This is a genomic window from Sphingomonas sp. (assembly GCF_031380695.1).
In the GTDB taxonomy this organism is placed as follows: Bacteria; Pseudomonadota; Alphaproteobacteria; order Sphingomonadales; family Sphingomonadaceae; genus Sphingomicrobium.
This window is the reverse complement of record NZ_JANMWY010000051.1, coordinates 1-19,523: the sequence shown is the minus strand read 5'-3', so window position 1 is coordinate 19,523 and position 19,523 is coordinate 1. Positions and strand designations below refer to the sequence as shown.

Below are 19,523 nucleotides of genomic sequence, written 5' to 3'. Positions count from 1 at the left end.
GCCCATCACCCCGGCTTCGAGCGCGTGATCGGCGAGGTGGAGCTGCAGCCCCAGGCCGATGCGATCGACGAGGTCGCCGCCCGACGAATGAAGCTGGGCGAGACGGCGGGTGATCGAGGCGAAGGCGTCGGGCTCGAGCTGCTTGAAGGCGAGCGTCTGCATCTCGTTCATGATCGCGTACATGCCGATCCGCTCGGCCAGCGGCGCGTAAATATCCATCGTCTCGCGGGCGATGCGGCGGCGCTTTTCCTCTGACGTCACGTGGTGGAGCGTGCGCATGTTGTGCAGCCGGTCGGCGAGCTTGACGAGCAGGACGCGGATGTCGTCGGACAGGGCGAGTAGAAACTTGCGCAAATTCTCGGCGGCGCGCTCATTCTCGCTCTGCGCCTCGATCTTGCTGAGCTTGGTGACGCCATCGACCAGCCGCGCGACCGACGCGCCGAACAGGCGCTCGACCTCCTCATGGGTGGCGACGGTGTCCTCGATCGTGTCGTGGAGGATCGCGGTGACGATCGTCTCGTCGTCGAGTTTCAGGTCGGTGAGAATGCCGGCCACCTCGATCGGGTGGCTGAAGTAGGGGTCGCCCGAAGCGCGCTTCTGGGTGCCGTGGGCCTTCATCGAAAAGACATAGGCACGATTGAGGAGCGCCTCATCGGCGTCCGGGTCGTAGGCCTTTACCTTCTCGACGAGTTCATATTGGCGCAGCACGCGGCGAGTGTGGGGCTAGGCGACCCCTGCGTGCAAGGCGCAATGCGCCGGGGCTGGGCTTTCTTTCCGTCCCGGCGCACCGCGATGCCGCTTATTTGGCCTTGGCGAAGACAGGCGCGGTGCCCGACCGGGCCCTGGCATTGCAGCGATCGAGCAGATCGGGGGTGAAGCCGCGGCCGTCAACAACGAAATCGGTCAGCTTGCCGACGCGCGAGGCGAGGTCCTGACACAGCACGAGCGGCCGGCTTTCCATGCTGTTACCGAGGCAGGCGGCCGGCCCGCAGCCCCAGACGATGTCGGAAGCGTTGATGCGCGCCGGGGCCGTCGGCACGATCGGCGTCGCGGCATAGTTGGCAGCAGAGGCAGCGGCGGGTGCGAGGGCCAGCAGCACGCCGGCCAGCGCGAGAACATTGGTCATGGTCATTCCCCATATTGCATTGCAGATTGCAACTGAATGGCAATTTGCGTTTCATTACGCAACTGTTATTTTCATCATATTTATGTTCTAATCGTCACGAGGGAGTTTGCGTGAGCCGTCCACCAACCGACATTGATGCATTCAGAGCAGCGGCGTTGCAGTGCCCGCTACCGTCAGCGGTCGAACTGATCGGCGAGAAATGGGCGTTCCTGCTTCTTCGCGGGGCGCTCAATGGGTTGCAGCATTTCGAGGAATTTCAGGCGGGCCTCGGGATCGCCCGCAACATATTGTCGGACCGGCTGGCCAAGCTGGTGGCTGGCGGAATCCTGGCACGGACGCCCGATCCGGGCGATCGCCGCAAAGTGGTCTATTCGCTGACGTCGAAAGGCGAAGAGCTGCTGCCGGTCGTCCTCGCCCTGCGCCAATGGGCGGAGAATTGGGGCCATGGACGACAAGAGATCGTGCTGGTCGATCGTCGCGACGGTCGGCCGGTACGCCCGATCAGCGTACTGGGCGAGGATGGGCGCGAGCTATCCCTGCACGACCTGACCTGGGCCACCCGCGCCGCCGACGAGGCAGAGGCGAAGCACTCCTGACACGAAAAGGGCGGCCCCTCGCGGTGCCGCCCTCATTCAACTCAACCTTTAAAACGAGCTACTCGTAGTCGCCGCCCGAGGGACTCGGGCGCGGCGGGGCGGCGGCGGTGAGGCGGAGCGCCTCGGCCGAATCGGCCAGGCTCGCCAGTTCGTCGGTCTCATCCTCCTCGTCGATGCGGACCTTCTGCAGGCTCGACACAATCGCTTCATGAAGATGCTTCGGCTTGACCGTCTCCTCGGCGATCTCGCGCAGGGCGACGACCGGGTTCTTGTCGCGGTCGCGATCGATGGTCAGGTCGGCGCCGCCCGAAATCTGGCGCGCGCGCTGTGCAGCGGCCAGTACCAGGTCGAACCGGTTGGGAATCTTGTCGACGCAATCTTCGACGGTAACGCGCGCCATGGGGTCGCCTCGTGATGGGAGTTCGGCAGGGCCGGAGAGCGGCTTCCCCTAGGGAGCGAGCGGTGCAAAGTCAATGAAAGCCCAGGCCCGCCGCTTGCCTTGCATGGCGGCGCTCGCCACACCGCGCTCATGACCGACACAGACTCGCCCATCCCCGACGATTGCTCGGTCACCGTCGACGGCAACCAGCTGACCTTGCTGAGCGAGGGTCCGCCACGGCTCGAGGCGCTGCTGGCGCTGATCGACGGCGCCGAGCGCAGCGTGCGGGTGCTCTATTACATCTACTTGGCCGACAGCGCTGGCGAGCGCGTTCGCGACGCGCTGCTGCGTGCGGTCGAGCGAGGGGTCGAAGTGTCGTTGCTGATCGACGGGTTTGGCAGCAGCAAGACGCCCGAAACCTATTTCAAGCATCTCCACGATGCCGGAGCGCGGTTCTGCCGATTCAATCCGTCGTTTGGCCGCCGCTATGTGCTGCGCAATCACCAGAAGCTGGCGCTGGCCGACGACAGAATCGCCATCATCGGCGGGTTCAACGTCGAGAATGATTATTTCGGGACGGTTGAGCAGAAGGCGTGGCGTGACATCGGCCTGATCGTCGAGGGGCCGGCGGCGGAGCGGCTCGGCCGTTATTTCGACGCGTTGATGGGCTGGGCGCTTCACAAGGGCGCGCGATTGAAGGCGCTGCGCGCGATGGTGCGTCACTTCAGCGAAAGCGAGGGCAAGGTTCGCTGGCTGTTCGGCGGACCGATGCAGCGCCGGTCGCCGTGGGCGCTGGCGACGATCTCCGACCTGGCCCAGGCGAAGAGCCTGGAGATGATTGCGGCCTATTTTGCACCGATGCCGGCGATGTTGACGCGCATCTCCAACGTGGCGCGCAGCGGCGGCCGGGTACGAGTCATTACGGCCGCCGAGTCCGACAATCATGCGACCATCGACGCGGCCCGATCGACCTATTCACGGCTGCTGCGGCGCCGAGTCGAGATGTTCGAATATCAGCCGACCAAACTTCATTCCAAGTTGCTGGTGATGGACGACGTCGTTCACATCGGATCGTCCAACTTCGACATGCGCAGCCTCTATCTCAACATGGAAATGATGCTGCGCGTCGACGATCCAAAATTCGCGATGATGATGCGCAGCTATTTCGAGCATGAGATCGCCGACAGCCTGGCGATCACCCGCGCGCTGCACGCCAAGCGCGGGACGCTGATCGAGCGGATCAAATGGTGGTTCGGCTTTTTCCTGGTCAGCACGCTCGACTATTCGGTGACGCGCGGCCTTGCGCGGGGCGAGCGCTAAAGCTCCTCGCGCCAGCCCCAGAACAGCGTCGCGGGTGGCACGTTCCACCATTCGAAGCCGCGATCGAGCCGCTGAAAATAGGGCGCGATGAAGTCGCGCACTTTGGGGCTGAACTGATAGACGAGGAAGGCTCCGCCGGGGCGAATGACCCGCGCCGTCGACTGGCCGATGGCGTCGCCGACCCCGGTTGGCAGAGTCGAGAAGGGCAGCCCCGAGACGACGAAATCGGCATGGGTGAAGCCGTGCGCGGCGATGATCTTCTCGACATCTGCGGCCGAGCCGGTCACGGCGATCAATCGCTCGTCGGCGATATCTTCCTTCAGGAAGGCCGTGAACTCGGCATTGGTGTCGATCGCGATCAGCGTCGCATCGGGCCCGAGCAGGTCGAGGATCGGACGAGTGAAGGTGCCGACGCCAGGACCATATTCGACGAACAGCTTCGTCTTCGCCCAATCGACCGGGCCAAGCATCTTGCGGATCAGTCGGTCGCTCGACGGAATGACCGAGCCGACCATGACCGGATGTTTGACGAATTCCTTGAGGAATTGGAGCCGCGGATGATTGTGCCAATGGTGCCGCAACCGCGCCGCCTTGGCAAGCGATCGGTTCTTGAGAGCGCGGGCGGATGAGGAATTCATGGAAGCTCCGGGAGGATGCGAGGCGGTCTCGTGGCAAAATGCCTGCCTATTGGCAAGTTTCAACGCCCTGGTTGGCCGTTCGGTCCACCGTGCGGTAGGAACAGGTCATGCCGGCCACCACCCTTGCGTCTCGTTCCGGACAGCCGATCGGCACGAGCGCGCTCAAAACCCCGCAATTCCTCTTGCTGTTCGCGGCGATGCTGGTCGCGGCAGCGGGCAATACGGCGCTGCAATCGGTCATGCCGGCGATCGGCCGCGAGATGAGGATCGGCGATTTCTGGGTGGCGCTGGCCTATACCTCGTCGGCGATCCTGTGGGTGCTGCTGGCGCCCTTCTGGGCCGAGAAGAGCGACCGGCACGGGCGCAAGCGGCTGATGCTGATGGGGGTTGGCGGGTTCATCGTGTCGATGGCGCTGTGCGGACTGATCCTGCGCGCGGGCTTGTTGGGGGGGCTGGCCGGGACGACGACGTTTATCCTGTTCGCGCTCGCACGGTCGATTTACGGGACGTTCGGCTGTGCGACGCCAAGCGCGACCCAGGCCTATCTGGCGGCGCGGACACGGCGATCGGGAAGGGTCGCCGCGCTGTCGTCGCTGTCGTCGTCGTTCGGCCTGGGCACAATTCTCGGCCCGGCGATGGCCCCGCTGTTCGTGCTGCCATTCGTCGGCCTGCCGGGTCCGCTAATCGCCTTCGCCCTGATCGGGCTGGGGGTGTTCGTGGCGGTGTGGCGATGGCTGCCGGACGATTCAAAGGATTTGCGCGTCAAGGGTGTGCGCGAGGGGCGCGGCGCGGCGATGAGCTATCCGTCGCTGGCGACCAGCCTGACCGGGGCCAGCGTCGTCGCGGCGACCGCTCCCAGGAGCCCGCGGCTGAAGTGGAACGACCCGCGCATCCGTTCGTGGATCATCGCGGGCGTTGCGGCCGGTCACGCGCAGGCGGCGACGCTGACCTGCCTTGGCTTTTTCATCATCGACCGGCTCCACTTGCCGCCGAGCGGGTCGGAAATGCCGATCTCGATCGTCATGATGGCCGGCGCGTCGGCAACGCTGGCGGCGCAGTGGGGGCTCATCCCGCGGCTCGCGCTGGGGCCGCGCACGCTGATCATCTGGGGCGCGCTGATTGCTGCCGCCGGATGTCTGGCGACGATGGCCGCGCAGGGTTTGTACGGCATCGTCATCGGCTTCGGGCTGGCCAGCCTTGGCTTCGGTTTCACCCGGCCGGGGTTCACCGCCGGAGCGAGCCTGGCCGTGCCGACCGCCGAGCAGGGCGGAGTGGCCGGCGTGATTACCTCGGCCAATGGCATCGCTTATGTCGCCGCGCCGTCGCTCGGGATGGTGATGTACGGGTTGAACCACGACCTGCCGTTCGTGGTATCGGCCGTGCTGCTGATCGGCTTGGCGCTATGGGGCCGGGCGCGGCTGCTCGTCTGACTTCCCACCCGGGCGCGAACGCATCTGGCCGGGCAGGACAAAGCCCATACCGCCCAGTGGCCTGACTGCATCGGATTTGAGCGTGTCCTGGATACGCTCGTAATCGGCCAGCATCTCGTCGGTCACCGAGGCGCGGGTCTCGGTCAGCGCCGCCTCGAAGTCGGCCATCGTCACTTCCGCCGAATCGAGCCCGCGACGGAGCGCGACCAGGCCGGCGCGGCGGGTCAGATCCTCCAGGTCCGCACCGGTGAAGCGCGTGGTCCGCTCGGCCAGGGCCTCGAGGTCGACGTCCTTGGCGATCGGCATGTCGCCGACGTGGATGGCGAGGATCCGCCGCCGTCCGGCGACATCGGGCACGCCGACATAAATGAGTTCGTCGAACCGGCCCGGGCGGAGCAGCGCGGGGTCGATCAGGTTGGGGCGGTTGGTCGCGCCGATCAGCACGACATTGTTGAGCTCCTCGAGCCCGTCCATTTCGGATAGGATGGTATTGACGACGCGCTCGGTCACCTGCGGTTCGCCCATGCCGCCACCGCGCGCGGGGACCAGGCTGTCGAGCTCGTCGATGAAGATCACCGTGGGCGCAACCTGGCGGGCGCGGGCGAACAGGCGGGCAATCTGCTGCTCGCTCTCGCCATACCATTTCGACAACAGGTCGGACGATTTGACGGCGATGAAATTGGCCTCGGCCTCGCGCGCGCAGGCCTTGGCGAGCAGGGTCTTGCCGGTGCCGGGCGGGCCGTACAGCAGGAAACCCTTGGCCGGGCGGATGCCAAGCCGCTTGAACGCCTCGGGATGCTTGAGCGGCAGTTCAACGCCCTCGCGCAGCTTGGTCGCGGCGGCATCAAGCCCGCCGACGTCGGCCCAGCGAATGTTGGGCATCTGCACCATCACTTCGCGCATCGCCGACGGCTGGACGCGCTTCAGGGCATTGTCGAAGTCGTTCGGCTCGACCGAAAGGCTGTCGAGGATGTCGGGTGGGATGGTCGGCTCGTCGAGATTGAGGCGGGGCATGATTCGGCGAACCGATTCGAGCGCGGCCTCACGGGTCAGCGCGGCGAGGTCGGCGCCGACAAAGCCATAGGTGCGGCGCGCCAGATCATCGAGCTCGACGGCGTCGGTCAGCGGCATGCCGCGGGTGTGGATACCGAGTATCTCGCGCCGGCCGGCCTCGTCGGGCACGCCGACGACGATTTCGCGGTCGAACCGGCCTGGGCGGCGCAGCGCCTCGTCGATCGCCTCGGGACGATTGGTGGCGGCAATCACCACCAGATTCTGGCGGGCCTCGATCCCGTCCATCAGGGTCAGCAATTGCGCAACGAGGCGCTTCTCGGCCTCGCCCGAAACCTGGCCGCGCTTGGGCGCAATCGAGTCGATCTCGTCGATGAAGATGATCGACGGGGCGGCCTTGGCGGCTTCCTCGAACACTTCGCGCAGCTTCTTTTCGCTTTCGCCATAGGCCGAGCCCATAATCTCGGGCCCATTGATGGTGAAAAAGCGCGCTTCGCTCTCGTTGGCGACGGCGCGGGCGAGGCGGGTCTTGCCGGTGCCAGGCGGGCCGTGCAGCAGCACGCCCTTGGGCGGGTCGACGCCGAGCCGCTGGAACAATTCGGGATGGCGCAGGGGCAGCTCGACCATTTCGCGCAGCGCGTCGATGGTCGATTTCATCCCGCCGAGATCGTCATAGGTGACGTCGGCGCGGCGCTCGCCGTCCTTCTTGGCAAATTCAGGAAGCAGCTCGACGACGGTCGACGCATCGATATGGACGATCCCGCGCGGGGTGGTCTGCACCACTCGCAGCCGCACCTCCTGAAGCGCGAAGGCGGGGGCGTTGAGCAATTGGCGGACATGCTCGGGCATGTCGGCGTTGACCCGCTGGTGACCGGCGGTGGCGACGGTATCGCCGTCGGTCAGCGGGCGGCCCTCGAAGCTGCGTTTCAGCGCGTCGGCCGACCCGGTCAGGCGGACCTGTTCGGCAGCAGGGGCGAAGACGACTCGAGTCGCGGGCTTCGATTCGGCCTTGCGCACCTCGACATAATCGCCCGACCCGACTTCGGCGTTGGCGCGCTGCAGCCCGTCGAGCCGGATGATCTCGAGCCCGTCATCGTCGCCGTAAGGACGGATGGCGCGGGCGGCGGTCGAGCGCTTGCCGATGATCTCGATGACGTCGCCCTCGGCCAGCCCGAGCTGCTGCATCCACTTGGCCGGCAGGCGAGCGACACCGCGGCCGCTGTCGGCAGGCGGCAGGTTGGCCACTTGCAGGCGGCGTGCCTGCGTGTCGACATCGGCCATGAACTTCTCCCGCTCGGTGCGTTTGTTGCATACTCCGGCGGGAACGACGCCGGTCGCCAGATGGTTCAATGTAGGGCCAGTTCGCGCCGGGAAAAGACCCCTTGCCATGCCGCACGTCTAGACGCCGACCGACCTGCCGGACTAGGGCGGGGACAAAGATGGAATTCCAGCCGATGACCGACATTCCCAACGTCAATCTCGAAACCCGCTCGGACACGGTGCTCGCCGCGCCCGACAAGATGGTCAAGGTGCGCGATGCTTTCGGCGTCGATAGCGATCTCGAGGTGCCGGCCTTCTCCGAAGCCGACGAGCGCGTTCCCGATCTCGACCCGGCCTATGTGTTCGACCCCGATACGACGCTGGCGATCACCGCCGGCTTCGCGCGCAACCGGCGGGTGATGATCCAGGGCTATCATGGCACGGGCAAGTCGACCCATATCGAGCAGGTCGCGGCACGGCTCAACTGGCCGTGCATCCGCATCAATCTGGACGCGCACATCAGCCGCATCGACCTGGTCGGGCGCGACGCGATCGTGCTCAAGGACGGCCAGCAAGTGACCGAATTCCGCGAGGGGCTGCTGCCATGGGCGCTGCAGCATCCGGTGGCGTTGGTGTTCGACGAATATGACGCCGGTCGGCCCGACGTGATGTTCGTCATCCAGCGCGTGCTGGAGGTCGAGGGCAAGCTCACCCTCCTCGACCAGAATCGGGTGATCCGGCCGAACCCCTACTTCCGCCTGTTCGCGACGACCAACACGGTCGGGCTGGGCGATACGACCGGACTTTACCATGGCACGCAGGCGATCAATCAGGGCCAGATGGACCGCTGGAATATCGTTGCGACGCTGAACTATCTGCCGGCCGCGACCGAGGCGCAGATCGTGCTGGCCAAGTCGGGCGAATATGACAATCCCGACGGCAAGGCGACGGTCGACAAGATGGTCAAGGTCGCCGACCTGTCGCGCCAGGGATTTATCAACGGCGATATCTCGACCGTGATGAGCCCGCGCACGGTGATTAGCTGGGCGCAGAATGCGATGATCTTCGGCGACGTCGGCTTCGCCTTCCGGTTGAGCTTCCTCAACAAGTGCGACGAGAGCGAGCGGCCGATGATCGCCGAATATTATCAGCGCGTGTTCGGCAAGGATCTGCCCGAAAGCGTGGTCGGGAAGGCCTGAGCCCTCCCGACCTGCCCCCCGTCAGATAATCAGCAGGTCGGCTGCACCGAGCATCGGGCCGCCAATGACGGAGACCGCGAAATCGGCAACGCCATCGCCGTTGAGATCGGCCGACAGCACGCCGCCGGTGTAATGGACTTCGCCGGCATGATTGGTAAACGCGCCGCCGCCGAGGAAGGTCAGGTGACCGAACGCCTTGAGGTCGATCTTGTCGCCGGCGTTCCAATCCATGATGCGGTCACCGAATTCCTTGTTGTGGAAGACGAACGTGTCGTTGCCGGTGCCGCCATAGAGCGTGTCGGCGCCTTCGAACCCGTCGAGCACGTCGTTGCCGCCACCGCCCTTGAGGATGTTGGCGACCTGGTTGCCCCACAGCACGTCGCGGGCCGAGCCGCCAATGCCATTTTCGATGGTCGTGCCATAGGCGATGCTGAGGTTGCTGAACTCGGTCGCCCGGACACCGGTCACGCCGCCGGTATCGAACGCGATATTGGCTTCGATCGTCGGCAAGCGCGCAGTTACGCTGGCGTCGAGCCTTGACTGGGTCGTCGGACTGATCGTGATGCCGAGCTGGACGCCCAGCGCAGCGCGGGCCGCGTTGACGGCAGTCAGCGTTGGAATGCCCTGCCCGACCGAACTGAACGATCCGGCATGAAGATCGAGGAAGTTGCCGGCAGTGAAGCCGGACAGGTCGATCGTGTCGTTCTTCCCACCAGCATCGTAGATCGAGAGGTTGGGATAGGGGTTCTTGGCGAAGTCATAGACGTCGCGGCCGGCATTCGAGTTGAAGCCATAGGTCGTGTCGCCAGTGCGGGTCGTCGGATCGGCGCCATATTTGGCCTGGATCGTCAAAATGTCGTGGATCATCGGCGTCTGCGGATAGAGCGCCTGGCCGGTGAGCCAGTTGCGCGTAATCTGTCCGGTCTCGCCACCGGACCAATAGGACATGATCGAATATTGCATGCTGTCCTGGGCATATTCGGCACCATTGACGTAATTCACCGCGAAGCCCGGGCCGAAATTATAGGCCCCCGGGTGCGACAGGCCGATTGTGTGCCCAAGCTCGTGGATCAGCGTCGTCGTGCCATAGCCGCCGCCACCGAACCACAGGTTAGTGACGTTATCGGCGTAGGGATCGTTGATGAAGACGTCGCTCTGATATTTGGCGCCATTGCCCGGATAATAGGCATAGGCCTGCGCCGGGTCGAGCGAGTTGGCCAGCTGGATGGTCGCGCCGAGTCCATTGGTCTCGCGGAACGTCAGCGGGATAAGATCATCCCACAGTCCGATATCGTTGCGCGCCTCAACCCGCTGCACGTCCGAAAAGGACGACAGGCCGAAGCCGGCGGTAAAGCCAAAGTTGGGGTTGTTGTAGATACCGGTGAGGTGATCGAGATCGAGAAAGGTGTAGGTCACCACGCCATTGGCCGCATGAAGCGACGCGCCCGAATCAATCTGCGTAACCACGCGGTCGAGGCTGGCAATCGTCTTGCCGCGCCAGGTTGCGCCGGTGCCCGCCAACGGATCGAGCGAAAATCCCTGCGGGCCGAGGAGACCGACGTCGCTGCCGTTCATGATGTCGAGTTGGCTCAGGCTTGGATTACGCATCGCGTCTTGTTCCCCACTAATGTCCGACGCTTGCCGGACAAATTCTGTTCATGGAATCGACCGCTCGCCTGGCGTGCGGCCTTGTCCTAAGGCAAGGAAATTCAAGCAGTTTTCGTAACCTGTCAATAAGGCGTTAGGGATCCCAAAATGATCATTGATTGGTGGATCGACAGAGAAGCTCGGGGGCTTTCGAGCCACTTCGCGACGCGCTAGGGGACACAATACGCCGATGGCCAAATTAGATACCCTCGACAGCTTCCGCCGCGTCCTGGCCGGCGCGGCGCGGGCGATCGCGCACGATCCCGAGGTCGAAGTCGCCTTTGGCGGCGAGCAATCGTCGGCGGCGATGGGCAAGGTGGCGCGGGTTGCCTCGCCCGGCAATGCGCTAGAACCGCGGCTGGTCACCGAAGCGCGCGGCGCGGCGGATGCGCTGGCACTGCGGGTGCGCCACTCCGACGCGAGCATGCATGCGCGTCGCTCGCCAACCGAGAATGAAGCGCGCGCCGTCTTCGATGCGCTCGAAGCTGCGCGGGTCGAGGCGCTCGGTGCGCGCTCGCTAGCCGGGGTGCGCGACAATCTCGCCGGGCTGGCCGAAGCGCGGGTGCGGGGCGATGCGATCACGCGGGCGCGGACGGCCGAGGAAGTGCCGCTGGCAACGGCGGTCGGCTTGATCGCCCGGCAGCGGCTAACCGGTGCCGACGCGCCGGCGGCGGCGCTGGCCGGGCTCGAACTGGTGCGGCCGTGGATCGAGCAGAAGGCGGGACCCGAACTCGACGCGCTGGCGCTGACGATCGATGATCAGGGCGCGTTTGCGACGCTGGCGCGGCGATTGCTCGAGGATCTCGAGCTCGCCGACGCCGAGGAACCGGCCGACGAGACGCCCGACGAAGGCGGCGACGAGGAGCAGGGTGAGGACGAGGGTGCCGACGAACCCGACGAGGCCGGCAGCGACGGCGCCGAGGCGGGCGGCGAGATGGAAATGCGCTCCGAAGAACAGGGCAACGACGGCGACGAGCAGCAGCCCGAATCGCAAAGCGAAGATGGCGACGAACAGGCAGCTGGCGAGGAGGGCGACGAGAATGCCCAGCCACGGCCCGCTCGCCGCAACTGGGACGATTCGCCGGTCACCGACTACAAGCCGTTCACCAGCCGCTTCGACGAAGTGATCGAGGCGGGCGAGCTGTGCGACGAGGAGGAATTGACGCGGCTCAGAGCGATGCTCGACGTGCAGATGGCGTCACTGCAGGGGGTCGTGACGCGGCTCGCCAACCGGCTACAGCGACGGCTGATGGCGCAACAGAACCGCAGCTGGGACTTCGACCAGGAAGAGGGCATGCTCGATGCGGCGCGGCTGGCCCGCGTGGTCGTGTCGCCGGCCCATTCGCTGAGCTACAAGATCGAGCGCGAAACCGAATTTCGCGACACGGTGGTCAGCCTGCTGATCGACAATTCAGGGTCGATGCGGGGGCGGCCGATTTCGATTGCCGCGACCAGCGCCGACATCCTCGCGCGGACGCTCGAGCGCTGCGGAGTCGCGACCGAGGTGCTGGGGTTCACGACCCGGGCGTGGAAGGGCGGGCAGAGCCGCGAGGCGTGGCTGGCCGAAGGACGGCCGCCCATTCCCGGGCGGCTCAACGACCTGCGCCATATCCTCTACAAGCGCGCCGACGAGCCTTATCGTCACGCGCGCAAGAGCCTCGGCCTGATGATGCGCGAGGGGCTGCTCAAGGAGAATATCGACGGCGAGGCGCTGTTGTGGGCGCATAACCGGCTGATCGGACGGCGCGAGGAGCGGCGCATCCTGATGGTTATTTCCGACGGCGCGCCGGTCGACGATTCGACCGCTTCGGCCAATGGCGGCTCCTATCTCGACGCGCATCTGCGGCAGGTCATCGGCTGGATCGAGAATCGGTCGTCGGTCGAGCTGGCAGCAATCGGCATTGGTCATGACGTGACCCGTTATTACAAGCGCGCGGTGACGATCATGGATGCCGAGCAATTGGGCGGCGCGCTGATCGACCAACTTGCCGGGTTGTTCGATCTGGGCTGAAGACAGGCCACCCTTTTCGGAAAAATTGGGGCCGACACGTTGCCATGTCGGCCCCTCCCTCGATACGCGACCGGAGAGAACTGACCACCAATACAACAGTGGCTAACGCGGAAAAGGGGAAAACCGCGTTGATGGAAAGACTTATGCCCGCACAGTGGTTGAAGGAAACTGAACGGGGCTTGCAGCAATCGTTCAGATTCAGGGGCTTGGCTGTTCTACTGATTCTGCTCATCGTCGGGTATTGCGCCTGGGCGTGGGACGAGGGCCCCAACCGCTTTCCCGCACCGGCCATGACGGTCGCGTTGCGGGCCGAGCGGATCGCGATCGATCCAGCCGGCGTGGCACCGTTGCGGCTGGTAGGGGCGTGGCGCCTGACGGCGGACGACCGGCGCTTCGGCGGGCTGTCCGCGCTGGCGACCGACCGCGGTCGGCTGCTGGCAATGAGCGACAGCGGAGTGGCGTTTCGCTTTTCGCCGCCGGGGCTTGGCGATGGTCGCGTGGCGATTGCCGATGTGGGTGACGGGCCGGGCTCGCCGCTACTCAAGCAGAATCGCGACAGTGAATCGCTCGCGCGCGATCCTTACGGTCGTGGTTGGTGGGTCGGCTATGAGGGGCGCAATACCGTCTGGCTCTACGATCGCGGCTTCCGCCGCCGGCTCGGATCGATCGAGTTCGGCAAGAAGCGCTGGCCGCGCAATGTCGGGATCGAGGCGATGCTGGCCGATCGGGGGCACCTCATCCTGTTGCCGGAAGGCGGGGGCGAGCTTGTCGATGTCGCGCAGGGGCAGGCGCGGCCGTCGCCGTTGCGCGGGACCGACAGCCGCATTTCCGATACCGTGCGGCTACCCGACGGCACTGTGCTGGTTCTGTTGCGCGAGGTCGGGCTATCCGGGTTCCGCACTGCGCTCGGCGTGCTGACCAAGGATGATGGCGGCTGGACGATCACCCGGCGCGTGCCACTCGATCTCGGCCCGTTCGCCAATGCCGAGGGGCTGGCAGTGCAGCCGCTGGGCCAAGGGGCCACGCGATTGTGGGTCGTCACCGACGATAATTTTCAGCCGCCGCTGACGACGATGCTGTTCGCGCTGGATTTGCCCCCGGGCGGTTGGCCCGGCAAGAATTAGGCGGTGGCGGCCGCACCGGCCTTCTTGGCGATCTCGCGCTTCAGCTTGGCGGCACGCGGTGAGAGCTTCTCGGCGCGGGTCTTGGTCAGCCAATTGTCGAGGCCGCCGACATGCTCGACCGAGCGAAGACCGGCAGTCGACACGCGCAGCTTGACGCTGCGGGTCAGCGAATCGGAGATCAGCGTCACATTCTGCAGGTTCGGCAGGAAGGTCCGCTTGGTCTTGTTGTTGGCGTGGGAAACATTGTTACCCACCTGCCGGCCCTTGCCGGTCAGCTCGCAAACGCGCGACATAATGGTCTTCCTGGTTGGACGGACGCGATGCGCCCGGAAAGGGGAGGCCGTTAGCGACCGAGGCGATTCGCGTCAACGTTAAAGGCAAAAGGCAACCCGAACCGCTTTGTCGCGTTGTCGACAGTAGCGTGAACGATAAGTTCGCCGCGAGGGGATAATCCATGCGAGCAGTCCTGTTGATCCTGATGGTCGTGGTGGTGGCGGTGATCGCCGGCTTTGCGACCGGTTTCCTCCACCTCAACCAGACCCAGACGGCGCGCGTCCCGAGCGTCGCGGTCGGCAACGGCGGCGTCACCGCGACTGGCGGACAGGCGCCGACATTCGAGGTCCAGACAGGTTCGGTTGCGGTCGGAACGCAGCGGCGCGACGTGACGCTGCCCAAGGTCAATGTGCCGCTGCCCTCTGTGCAGGTTCATCGCCCAACCGACGCTGCGGCGCTGGCGCCGACTAACGGAGCCGCACCCGCCAAGTGACGAATCGGCCGAACGCCGCTAGTTGGGCGGCGTGACCGGTTTCCCCCTTCCTGCGCCGATGCGCCGTGCGCTGGGGCTGGCCGACGAGGCGGCGGCGGCGGGCGAAGTGCCGGTCGGTGCCGTCGTCACGCGCGGCGAGACGATCATCGCCGAAGCGAGCAATGCGATGCGCGGGTCGCTCGATCCGACTGCCCACGCCGAGATGGTCGTCCTTCGGGCCGCCGCGCTGGCGCTCGGCCAGCCGCGCCTCGACGGCTGCACGCTGTGGGTGACGCTGGAGCCGTGCGCGATGTGTGCCGCGGCGATCGGGCTGGCGCGAGTCGAACGACTGGTGTTCGCTGCGGAAGACCCCAAGGGCGGGGCGGTGGTCAGCGGGCCGCGCCTCTATGCCCAGCCGACCTGCCACCATCGGCCCGAGGTGCTCGGCGGCATCGGCGAGGAACAGGCGGCGGCCCAGCTCCGGCGCTTTTTCGCGGAGCGGCGCGATTAGGTCCGCAGGCCGGTGCTTGTCGCGCAGACGCATTCGCCTATAGGACGGGCTCGCTCATGAGCACCGCCCTCCAGCCTTTCCCGTGGTTCAGCCTGCTGCTCATCCTCGCGCTGATCGCCCTCAACGGATTGCTGTCGATGGGCGAACTGGCGATCGTGTCGGCGCGCGAGGCCCGCTTGAAGGGGCTCGCCAAGGGCGGCAGCAAGGGGGCGCAATGCGCGCTCGATCTCGCCGCCGATCCCGGGCGCTTCCTGTCGACGGTGCAGAGCGGGATCACCCTGATCGGCGTGATCAACGGCGCTTTCTCGGGCGCCCGGCTCGGCTCGCCGGTAGCGCAGCGGCTCGAACTGCTCGGGCTTGACCATGCCGTGGCGGAACAGCTCGGCTTCGGCCTGGTCATCGTCGTCACGACCTTTGTCAGCCTGGTCGCGGGCGAGCTCATCCCCAAGCAGTTCGCGCTACGCAGCCCGGAACCGATTGCGGTGGCGATGGCGATCCCGATGCGCTGGCTGGCGGTGGCGACCGCGCCGTTCGTATGGCTGCTCGACCGCACCAGTGCCGGTATTTTCGCCTTGCTCGGCCTGACCCGCGAATCGCAGAACCATGTCACTGCCGAGGAATTGCACCTGGTCGTCGCCGAAGCGCACAGCTCGGGCGTGCTCGAGGAAAGCGAGCGGGCGATCATCTCGGGCGTGGTGCGGCTCGCCGACCGGCCGGTGCGGGAAGTGATGACGCCGCGCACCGAGATCGACTGGATCGACGTCGACGCCGACCGTGAGGCGATCCGGCTGGTGCTGACCGAAACCCCGCACAGTCGCCTGCCGGTCGCCGAGGGATCGGTCGACGAGATCGTCGGCGTGGTGTCGACCCGCGACATGTTGCTCGCGCTGCTCGAAGGGCGCGAGATCGACCTGCGGGCGCTGGCCGGCACGCCGCAGGTCATTCCAGACCTGATGGACGCGATGGACGCGCTCGCCGTGCTGCGCGAGGCGGAGGTGCCGCTCGCGCTGGTCCATGACGAATATGGCCACCTCGACGGCATCGTCACGCCGGGATCGATCCTGGCCGCGCTGAGCGGAGCCTTTGCCAGCGACGCCGATGCCGATGACGACCCGCCGCTGGTCGAGCGCGACGACGGCAGCTGGCTGGTGTCGGGTGCGGCCAACGCCGATCTGCTGACCGACCAGCTGGGCATGAACATGCCGGGCGAGCGGGATTATACGACGGTGGCCGGGTTCGCCTTGTCGGTACTCAAGCGCCTGCCCGAAACCGGCGAGACATTCAACCACCAGGGCTTTCGCTTCGAAGTGGTCGACATGGACGGACGCAAGATCGACAAGCTGATCGTCAGTCGCCCGAGGCGGAAGAAAGAGGCGGAAGTCGCCTGACCCCTACAGTTTGCCGAACTGCTGCTCATAGCCGTCGGCATCGCCGCGCGCGAGATAGTCGGCCTGGGCAACGATGCGGTCGCGGGCGAAGCGGCCGCGGAAGGCACCCATGGTTGCATCGATCAGCGCAACTTCGTTTTCGGTCAGCTGGGCGATCTGGGCGAAGCTGAAGAGCCCCTGGCTGTGGAGCAGAGTCACGAATTTGGGGCCGACGCCCTTGAGCCGCTGAAGATCGTCGGCCGTCTCGGCCAGCTCGCTATGAACCCGGGCGTTGAGGATCGTTCCCGACACGTCCTCGAACGCCGCCGCCGCGCCGTCGAGCGGGCCCGGTCGCTTGGTCGCAATAGGGAAGGTGTCGGCGATCGGGCGGCGCTGCTCGACCGCCATGTGCGGGCGGACCGGGGCGCTGTCCGACAGGCGCACCCGCTGACGCTGGCGGAACAGCAGAAAGCCGGTGATCGCGCCGATGACCAGCGCGACGATCAGGATCGGGAGATAATCGTTGAAGACGGCGGTCAATCCTGGTTCCTTTCCAGCTTACCAGCGGCTATTGCGGCGACGCAGCGCGACGAGATAGGCAAGCAACATGCCCAGCGCGAAGCTGGCTAGCGCCATCAATTCGACCTCGGCGAACAACGGTATCATCGGCGTTGCTCGGCGGGAAGGGAAGAGGCCGTCCACTCCGCTTCGCCGATTCCCGGCAAGGCGAGCATCCGCCGGGCGATCTCGGTCCGCTGAAAATCGTCGGCGGGGCCGGACAGCAGGATGCGTCGGGTCAGCGGGCCGCGCTGGAGATGGGCCTGAACCTGGGTCATTTCGTCGCGGTCGAGCTGGGCGCGGGCGTTGGCCTCGACCATGGCGGAGAAGCGATCACCGGCGCCAAGCGGGCCGTGCCACAAAGCGGTGACGGCGAGCGTCACGGCAATGCCTGCGCCGAGGATCAGCGCGCGGTTCACGCCACTCGTTCCAGCGCGCGCCAGCCGATGTCGCGGCGGTGGAAGCCGTCGGCGAAGTCGATCGCGTCGACCGCGCGATAGACACGGTCGCGGGCCTGACCGAGGGTGGGTGCGCGGGCCGTGACGGCGAGGACGCGGCCGCCACTGGCGACCAGCTGGCCTTCGTTAATGCGAGTGCCGGCGTGGAAGACGGTGACGCCGCCGACCGCTTCCGCCCGCTCGATCCCGGCAATCGCGCCACCCGGCGTCGGTGTGCCGGGATAGCCCTTCGCGGCCACCACGACCGTCATCGTCGCCTCGTCGGACAGGGTCGGCGCGATGTCGGCCAGCCGCCCGGTCGCGACGTCATGAAGCATCGCCGCGAAATCGCCCTCGATGCGCGGCATGATCGCCTCGCATTCGGGATCGCCGAAGCGGACATTATATTCGATCAGCGCGGGGCCGGAGCGGGTCAGCATCAAGCCTGCAAAAAGCACGCCGGAGAAAGGAGTTCCCGCCGCTGCCATGGCCCGTGCCGTTGGCTCGACGATCTCCCGCATCGCTTGCTCCTCCAGCACGGCGGTCAGAACCGAGGCGGGGGAGTAAGCGCCCATGCCGCCGGTGTTGGGCCCGGTGTCGCCTTCGCCGACCCGCTTGTGGTCCTGCGCCGAAGCCAGCGCGATGGCATGGGGACCATCGACCAGCGCGAACAGGCTCGCTTCCTCGCCGTCCAGAAACTCCTCGATCACCATCGGCCCGTCGCCGGCGCGGGCGATGGACTCCTCCGCTTCGGCGCGGGTCAGCGCGACGGTCACGCCCTTGCCCGCCGCCAGCCCATCGGCCTTGATCACCACCGGAATGGCGAAGCGATCGAGTGCGGCGAGTGCGGCGGCGGCGGTGTCGACCCGGACATAGGCAGCGGTGGGGATGGCGTTGGCGGCGCACAGATCCTTGGTGAAGCCCTTCGATCCTTCCAGCTGCGCGGCAGCGGCGCTTGGCCCGAAGACGGCGATCCCTACGGCACGCAGGGCGTCGGCGACACCCGCGACCAGCGGCGCCTCGGGTCCGACGACGACGAACTCGATACCTTCACGCCGGGCAAGGTCGACCACGGCTGCCGGGTCGCACGGGTCGATCGCCACGCACCGCGCCCAGCGCGCGATTCCGGGATTGCCCGGCGCTGCGAGCAGGCTCGTGCAGCTTGGCGATTGCGTCAGGCGCCAGGCCAGCGCATCTTCGCGTCCGCCCGCACCCAGCAACAGGATCTTCATGCCGTCCCCACCCGAAACTTCTTCCGGCCTGTTAGCCGAGAGCCGCGCGGGCGACAACGCAGCCCCGTTCACGGTCAGTGAGATTTCGGGCGCGCTCAAGCGCACGGTGGAGGGCGCGTTCGGCCACGTCCGCGTGCGCGGCGAGATTTCGGGGTGGAAACGCCACGCCTCGGGCCATTGCTATCTGACGCTGAAGGACGCCGACGCCTGTATCGACGGCGTGCTGTGGCGCGGTAGTGCGGCCGGGCTGGCGTTCCGGCCCGAGGATGGGGCCGAGGTCGTCGCCACCGGCAAGCTCACCACCTATCCCGGGCGATCGAAATATCAGCTGGTGATCGAACGGATGGAGCTGGCCGGCGAGGGCGCGCTGATGGCGCTGCTCGACCAGCGCCGCCGCGCGCTGGCCGCCGAGGGACTGTTCGACGCCGCCAACAAGCGCCCGCTGCCGTTCCTGCCGCGTACGATCGGGGTGGTCACCTCGCCGACCGGGGCAGTGATTCGCGATATATTGCACCGCCTGGCCGACCGCTGCCCGACTCGCGTTATCGTCTGGCCGGTGCCGGTCCAGGGCGAGAGCGCGGCGGCCAAGATCGCGGCGGCGATTCGCGGCTTCGGGACGATGGCGGGCGAGGATCGTCTCGACCTGCTGATTGTCGCGCGCGGTGGCGGGTCGATCGAGGATTTGTGGGCGTTCAACGAGGAGGAAGTGGTGCGCGCCGCCGCCGCCTCGCCGATCCCGCTGATCAGCGCGGTCGGGCACGAGACCGATACGACCCTGATCGACCATGCCGCCGACCAGCGCGCGCCGACCCCGACCGCGGCGGCCGAGATGGCGGTGCCGGTGCGGCTCGATCTGGTGGCCGATCTTGGCGGCAAGTCGGCGCGCCTCGCCGGGGGCCTGGCGCGGCTCGTCAGCGAGCGCCGGCTGCAGC

The 19,523-nt window shown here is 66.3% G+C and carries 20 protein-coding genes; 10 read left to right on the top strand and 10 right to left on the bottom strand.

The features are described from left to right. Both RMN84_RS02200 and RMN84_RS02195 read right to left on the bottom strand, forming a co-directional pair. On the bottom strand, nt 1–708 hold a 708-nt coding region (locus RMN84_RS02200), incomplete at its 3' end, for an HD domain-containing protein (protein ID WP_309610575.1). A 91-nt stretch (nt 709–799) separates the two neighbouring features. Then, nucleotides 800–1,132, bottom strand: coding sequence for a CC_3452 family protein (locus RMN84_RS02195; protein WP_309610574.1), 333 nt, complete (start codon nt 1,130–1,132; stop codon nt 800–802). A 104-nt stretch (nt 1,133–1,236) separates the two neighbouring features. On the opposite strand from RMN84_RS02195, the gene RMN84_RS02190 reads away from it, so the two are divergent. Then, entirely contained in the window at nt 1,237–1,722 is a 486-nt protein-coding gene (locus tag RMN84_RS02190) for a helix-turn-helix domain-containing protein (protein ID WP_309610573.1), read from the top strand. Nucleotides 1,723–1,780: 58 nt separating this feature from the next. On the opposite strand, the gene rpoZ is transcribed toward RMN84_RS02190, so the two are convergent. Continuing rightward, nucleotides 1,781–2,122 (bottom strand): DNA-directed RNA polymerase subunit omega, encoded by a 342-nt coding sequence (gene rpoZ, locus RMN84_RS02185; RefSeq protein ID WP_309610572.1) that lies wholly within the window; start codon nt 2,120–2,122, stop codon nt 1,781–1,783. Nucleotides 2,123–2,251: 129 nt separating this feature from the next. On the opposite strand from rpoZ, the gene RMN84_RS02180 reads away from it, so the two are divergent. Then, entirely contained in the window at nt 2,252–3,421 is a 1,170-nt protein-coding gene (locus tag RMN84_RS02180; protein WP_309610571.1) for a phosphatidylserine/phosphatidylglycerophosphate/cardiolipin synthase family protein, read from the top strand. On the opposite strand, the gene RMN84_RS02175 is transcribed toward RMN84_RS02180, so the two are convergent. After that, nucleotides 3,418–4,059 (bottom strand): methyltransferase domain-containing protein, encoded by a 642-nt coding sequence (locus RMN84_RS02175; RefSeq protein ID WP_309610570.1) that lies wholly within the window; start codon nt 4,057–4,059, stop codon nt 3,418–3,420. The two genes, RMN84_RS02180 and RMN84_RS02175, sit on opposite strands and share 4 nt — an antisense overlap. A gap of 107 nt (nt 4,060–4,166) precedes the next feature. Here RMN84_RS02175 and RMN84_RS02170 point away from each other — a divergent pair, with 107 nt between their 5' ends. Continuing rightward, nucleotides 4,167–5,489 carry an MFS transporter gene (locus RMN84_RS02170; protein WP_309610569.1) on the top strand — a complete coding sequence of 441 codons (1,323 nt, stop codon included), beginning with the start codon at nt 4,167–4,169 and terminating at the stop codon, nt 5,487–5,489. On the opposite strand, the gene RMN84_RS02165 is transcribed toward RMN84_RS02170, so the two are convergent. Continuing rightward, the gene (locus tag RMN84_RS02165) at nt 5,460–7,781 is read right to left on the bottom strand and encodes a CDC48 family AAA ATPase (RefSeq protein ID WP_309610568.1); all 2,322 of its coding nucleotides are present in this window, start codon (nt 7,779–7,781) and stop codon (nt 5,460–5,462) included. The two genes, RMN84_RS02170 and RMN84_RS02165, sit on opposite strands and share 30 nt — an antisense overlap. Before the next feature lie 173 nt (nt 7,782–7,954). On the opposite strand from RMN84_RS02165, the gene cobS reads away from it, so the two are divergent. After that, on the top strand, nt 7,955–8,959 hold the full coding sequence (gene cobS / locus RMN84_RS02160) for a cobaltochelatase subunit CobS (protein WP_309610567.1): 1,005 nt from the start codon (nt 7,955–7,957) through the stop codon (nt 8,957–8,959). A gap of 21 nt (nt 8,960–8,980) precedes the next feature. Here the strand turns inward: cobS and RMN84_RS02155 are convergent, their stop codons facing one another. Next, nucleotides 8,981–10,567 (bottom strand): M10 family metallopeptidase C-terminal domain-containing protein, encoded by a 1,587-nt coding sequence (locus tag RMN84_RS02155; protein ID WP_309610566.1) that lies wholly within the window; start codon nt 10,565–10,567, stop codon nt 8,981–8,983. A 229-nt stretch (nt 10,568–10,796) separates the two neighbouring features. Between RMN84_RS02155 and cobT the strand changes: the two genes are divergently transcribed. Continuing rightward, complete coding sequence (gene cobT, locus RMN84_RS02150; protein WP_309610565.1) at nt 10,797–12,617, top strand: cobaltochelatase subunit CobT; 1,821 nt, start codon at nt 10,797–10,799, stop codon at nt 12,615–12,617. Nucleotides 12,618–12,823: 206 nt separating this feature from the next. Then, on the top strand, nt 12,824–13,741 hold the full coding sequence (locus RMN84_RS02145; protein ID WP_309610564.1) for an esterase-like activity of phytase family protein: 918 nt from the start codon (nt 12,824–12,826) through the stop codon (nt 13,739–13,741). Here RMN84_RS02145 and rpmB read toward each other — a convergent pair. Further along, the gene (gene rpmB / locus RMN84_RS02140; RefSeq protein ID WP_309610563.1) at nt 13,738–14,034 is read right to left on the bottom strand and encodes a 50S ribosomal protein L28; all 297 of its coding nucleotides are present in this window, start codon (nt 14,032–14,034) and stop codon (nt 13,738–13,740) included. The two genes, RMN84_RS02145 and rpmB, sit on opposite strands and share 4 nt — an antisense overlap. A gap of 161 nt (nt 14,035–14,195) precedes the next feature. On the opposite strand from rpmB, the gene RMN84_RS02135 reads away from it, so the two are divergent. Genes RMN84_RS02135 through RMN84_RS02125 form a run of 3 tightly spaced genes read left to right on the top strand, consistent with a single transcriptional unit; the run spans nt 14,196 to nt 16,385 of the window. Continuing rightward, nucleotides 14,196–14,507, top strand: a complete 312-nt coding sequence (locus tag RMN84_RS02135; protein WP_309610562.1) for a hypothetical protein — start codon at nt 14,196–14,198, stop codon at nt 14,505–14,507. A gap of 58 nt (nt 14,508–14,565) precedes the next feature. Continuing rightward, on the top strand, nt 14,566–14,997 hold the full coding sequence (locus RMN84_RS02130; protein WP_309610576.1) for a nucleoside deaminase: 432 nt from the start codon (nt 14,566–14,568) through the stop codon (nt 14,995–14,997). A 56-nt stretch (nt 14,998–15,053) separates the two neighbouring features. Beyond that, nucleotides 15,054–16,385: a hemolysin family protein gene (locus tag RMN84_RS02125; RefSeq protein WP_309610561.1), complete on the top strand. Its 1,332-nt coding sequence runs from the start codon at nt 15,054–15,056 to the stop codon at nt 16,383–16,385. A 3-nt stretch (nt 16,386–16,388) separates the two neighbouring features. Here RMN84_RS02125 and RMN84_RS02120 read toward each other — a convergent pair whose 3' ends face one another. The 3 genes from RMN84_RS02120 to purD form a co-directional block, all read right to left on the bottom strand. Continuing rightward, nucleotides 16,389–16,904, bottom strand: a complete 516-nt coding sequence (locus RMN84_RS02120; protein WP_309610560.1) for a hypothetical protein — start codon at nt 16,902–16,904, stop codon at nt 16,389–16,391. A gap of 122 nt (nt 16,905–17,026) precedes the next feature. Next, nucleotides 17,027–17,341: a hypothetical protein gene (locus tag RMN84_RS02115; RefSeq protein ID WP_309610559.1), complete on the bottom strand. Its 315-nt coding sequence runs from the start codon at nt 17,339–17,341 to the stop codon at nt 17,027–17,029. Then, nucleotides 17,338–18,591: a phosphoribosylamine--glycine ligase gene (purD, locus tag RMN84_RS02110; protein ID WP_309610558.1), complete on the bottom strand. Its 1,254-nt coding sequence runs from the start codon at nt 18,589–18,591 to the stop codon at nt 17,338–17,340. Before purD ends, RMN84_RS02115 begins: the two co-directional genes overlap by 4 nt. Between purD and xseA the strand changes: the two genes are divergently transcribed. Next, the coding region (gene xseA / locus RMN84_RS02105; RefSeq protein ID WP_309610557.1) for an exodeoxyribonuclease VII large subunit at nt 18,590–19,523 on the top strand (934 nt) is incomplete at its 3' end. The two genes, purD and xseA, sit on opposite strands and share 2 nt — an antisense overlap.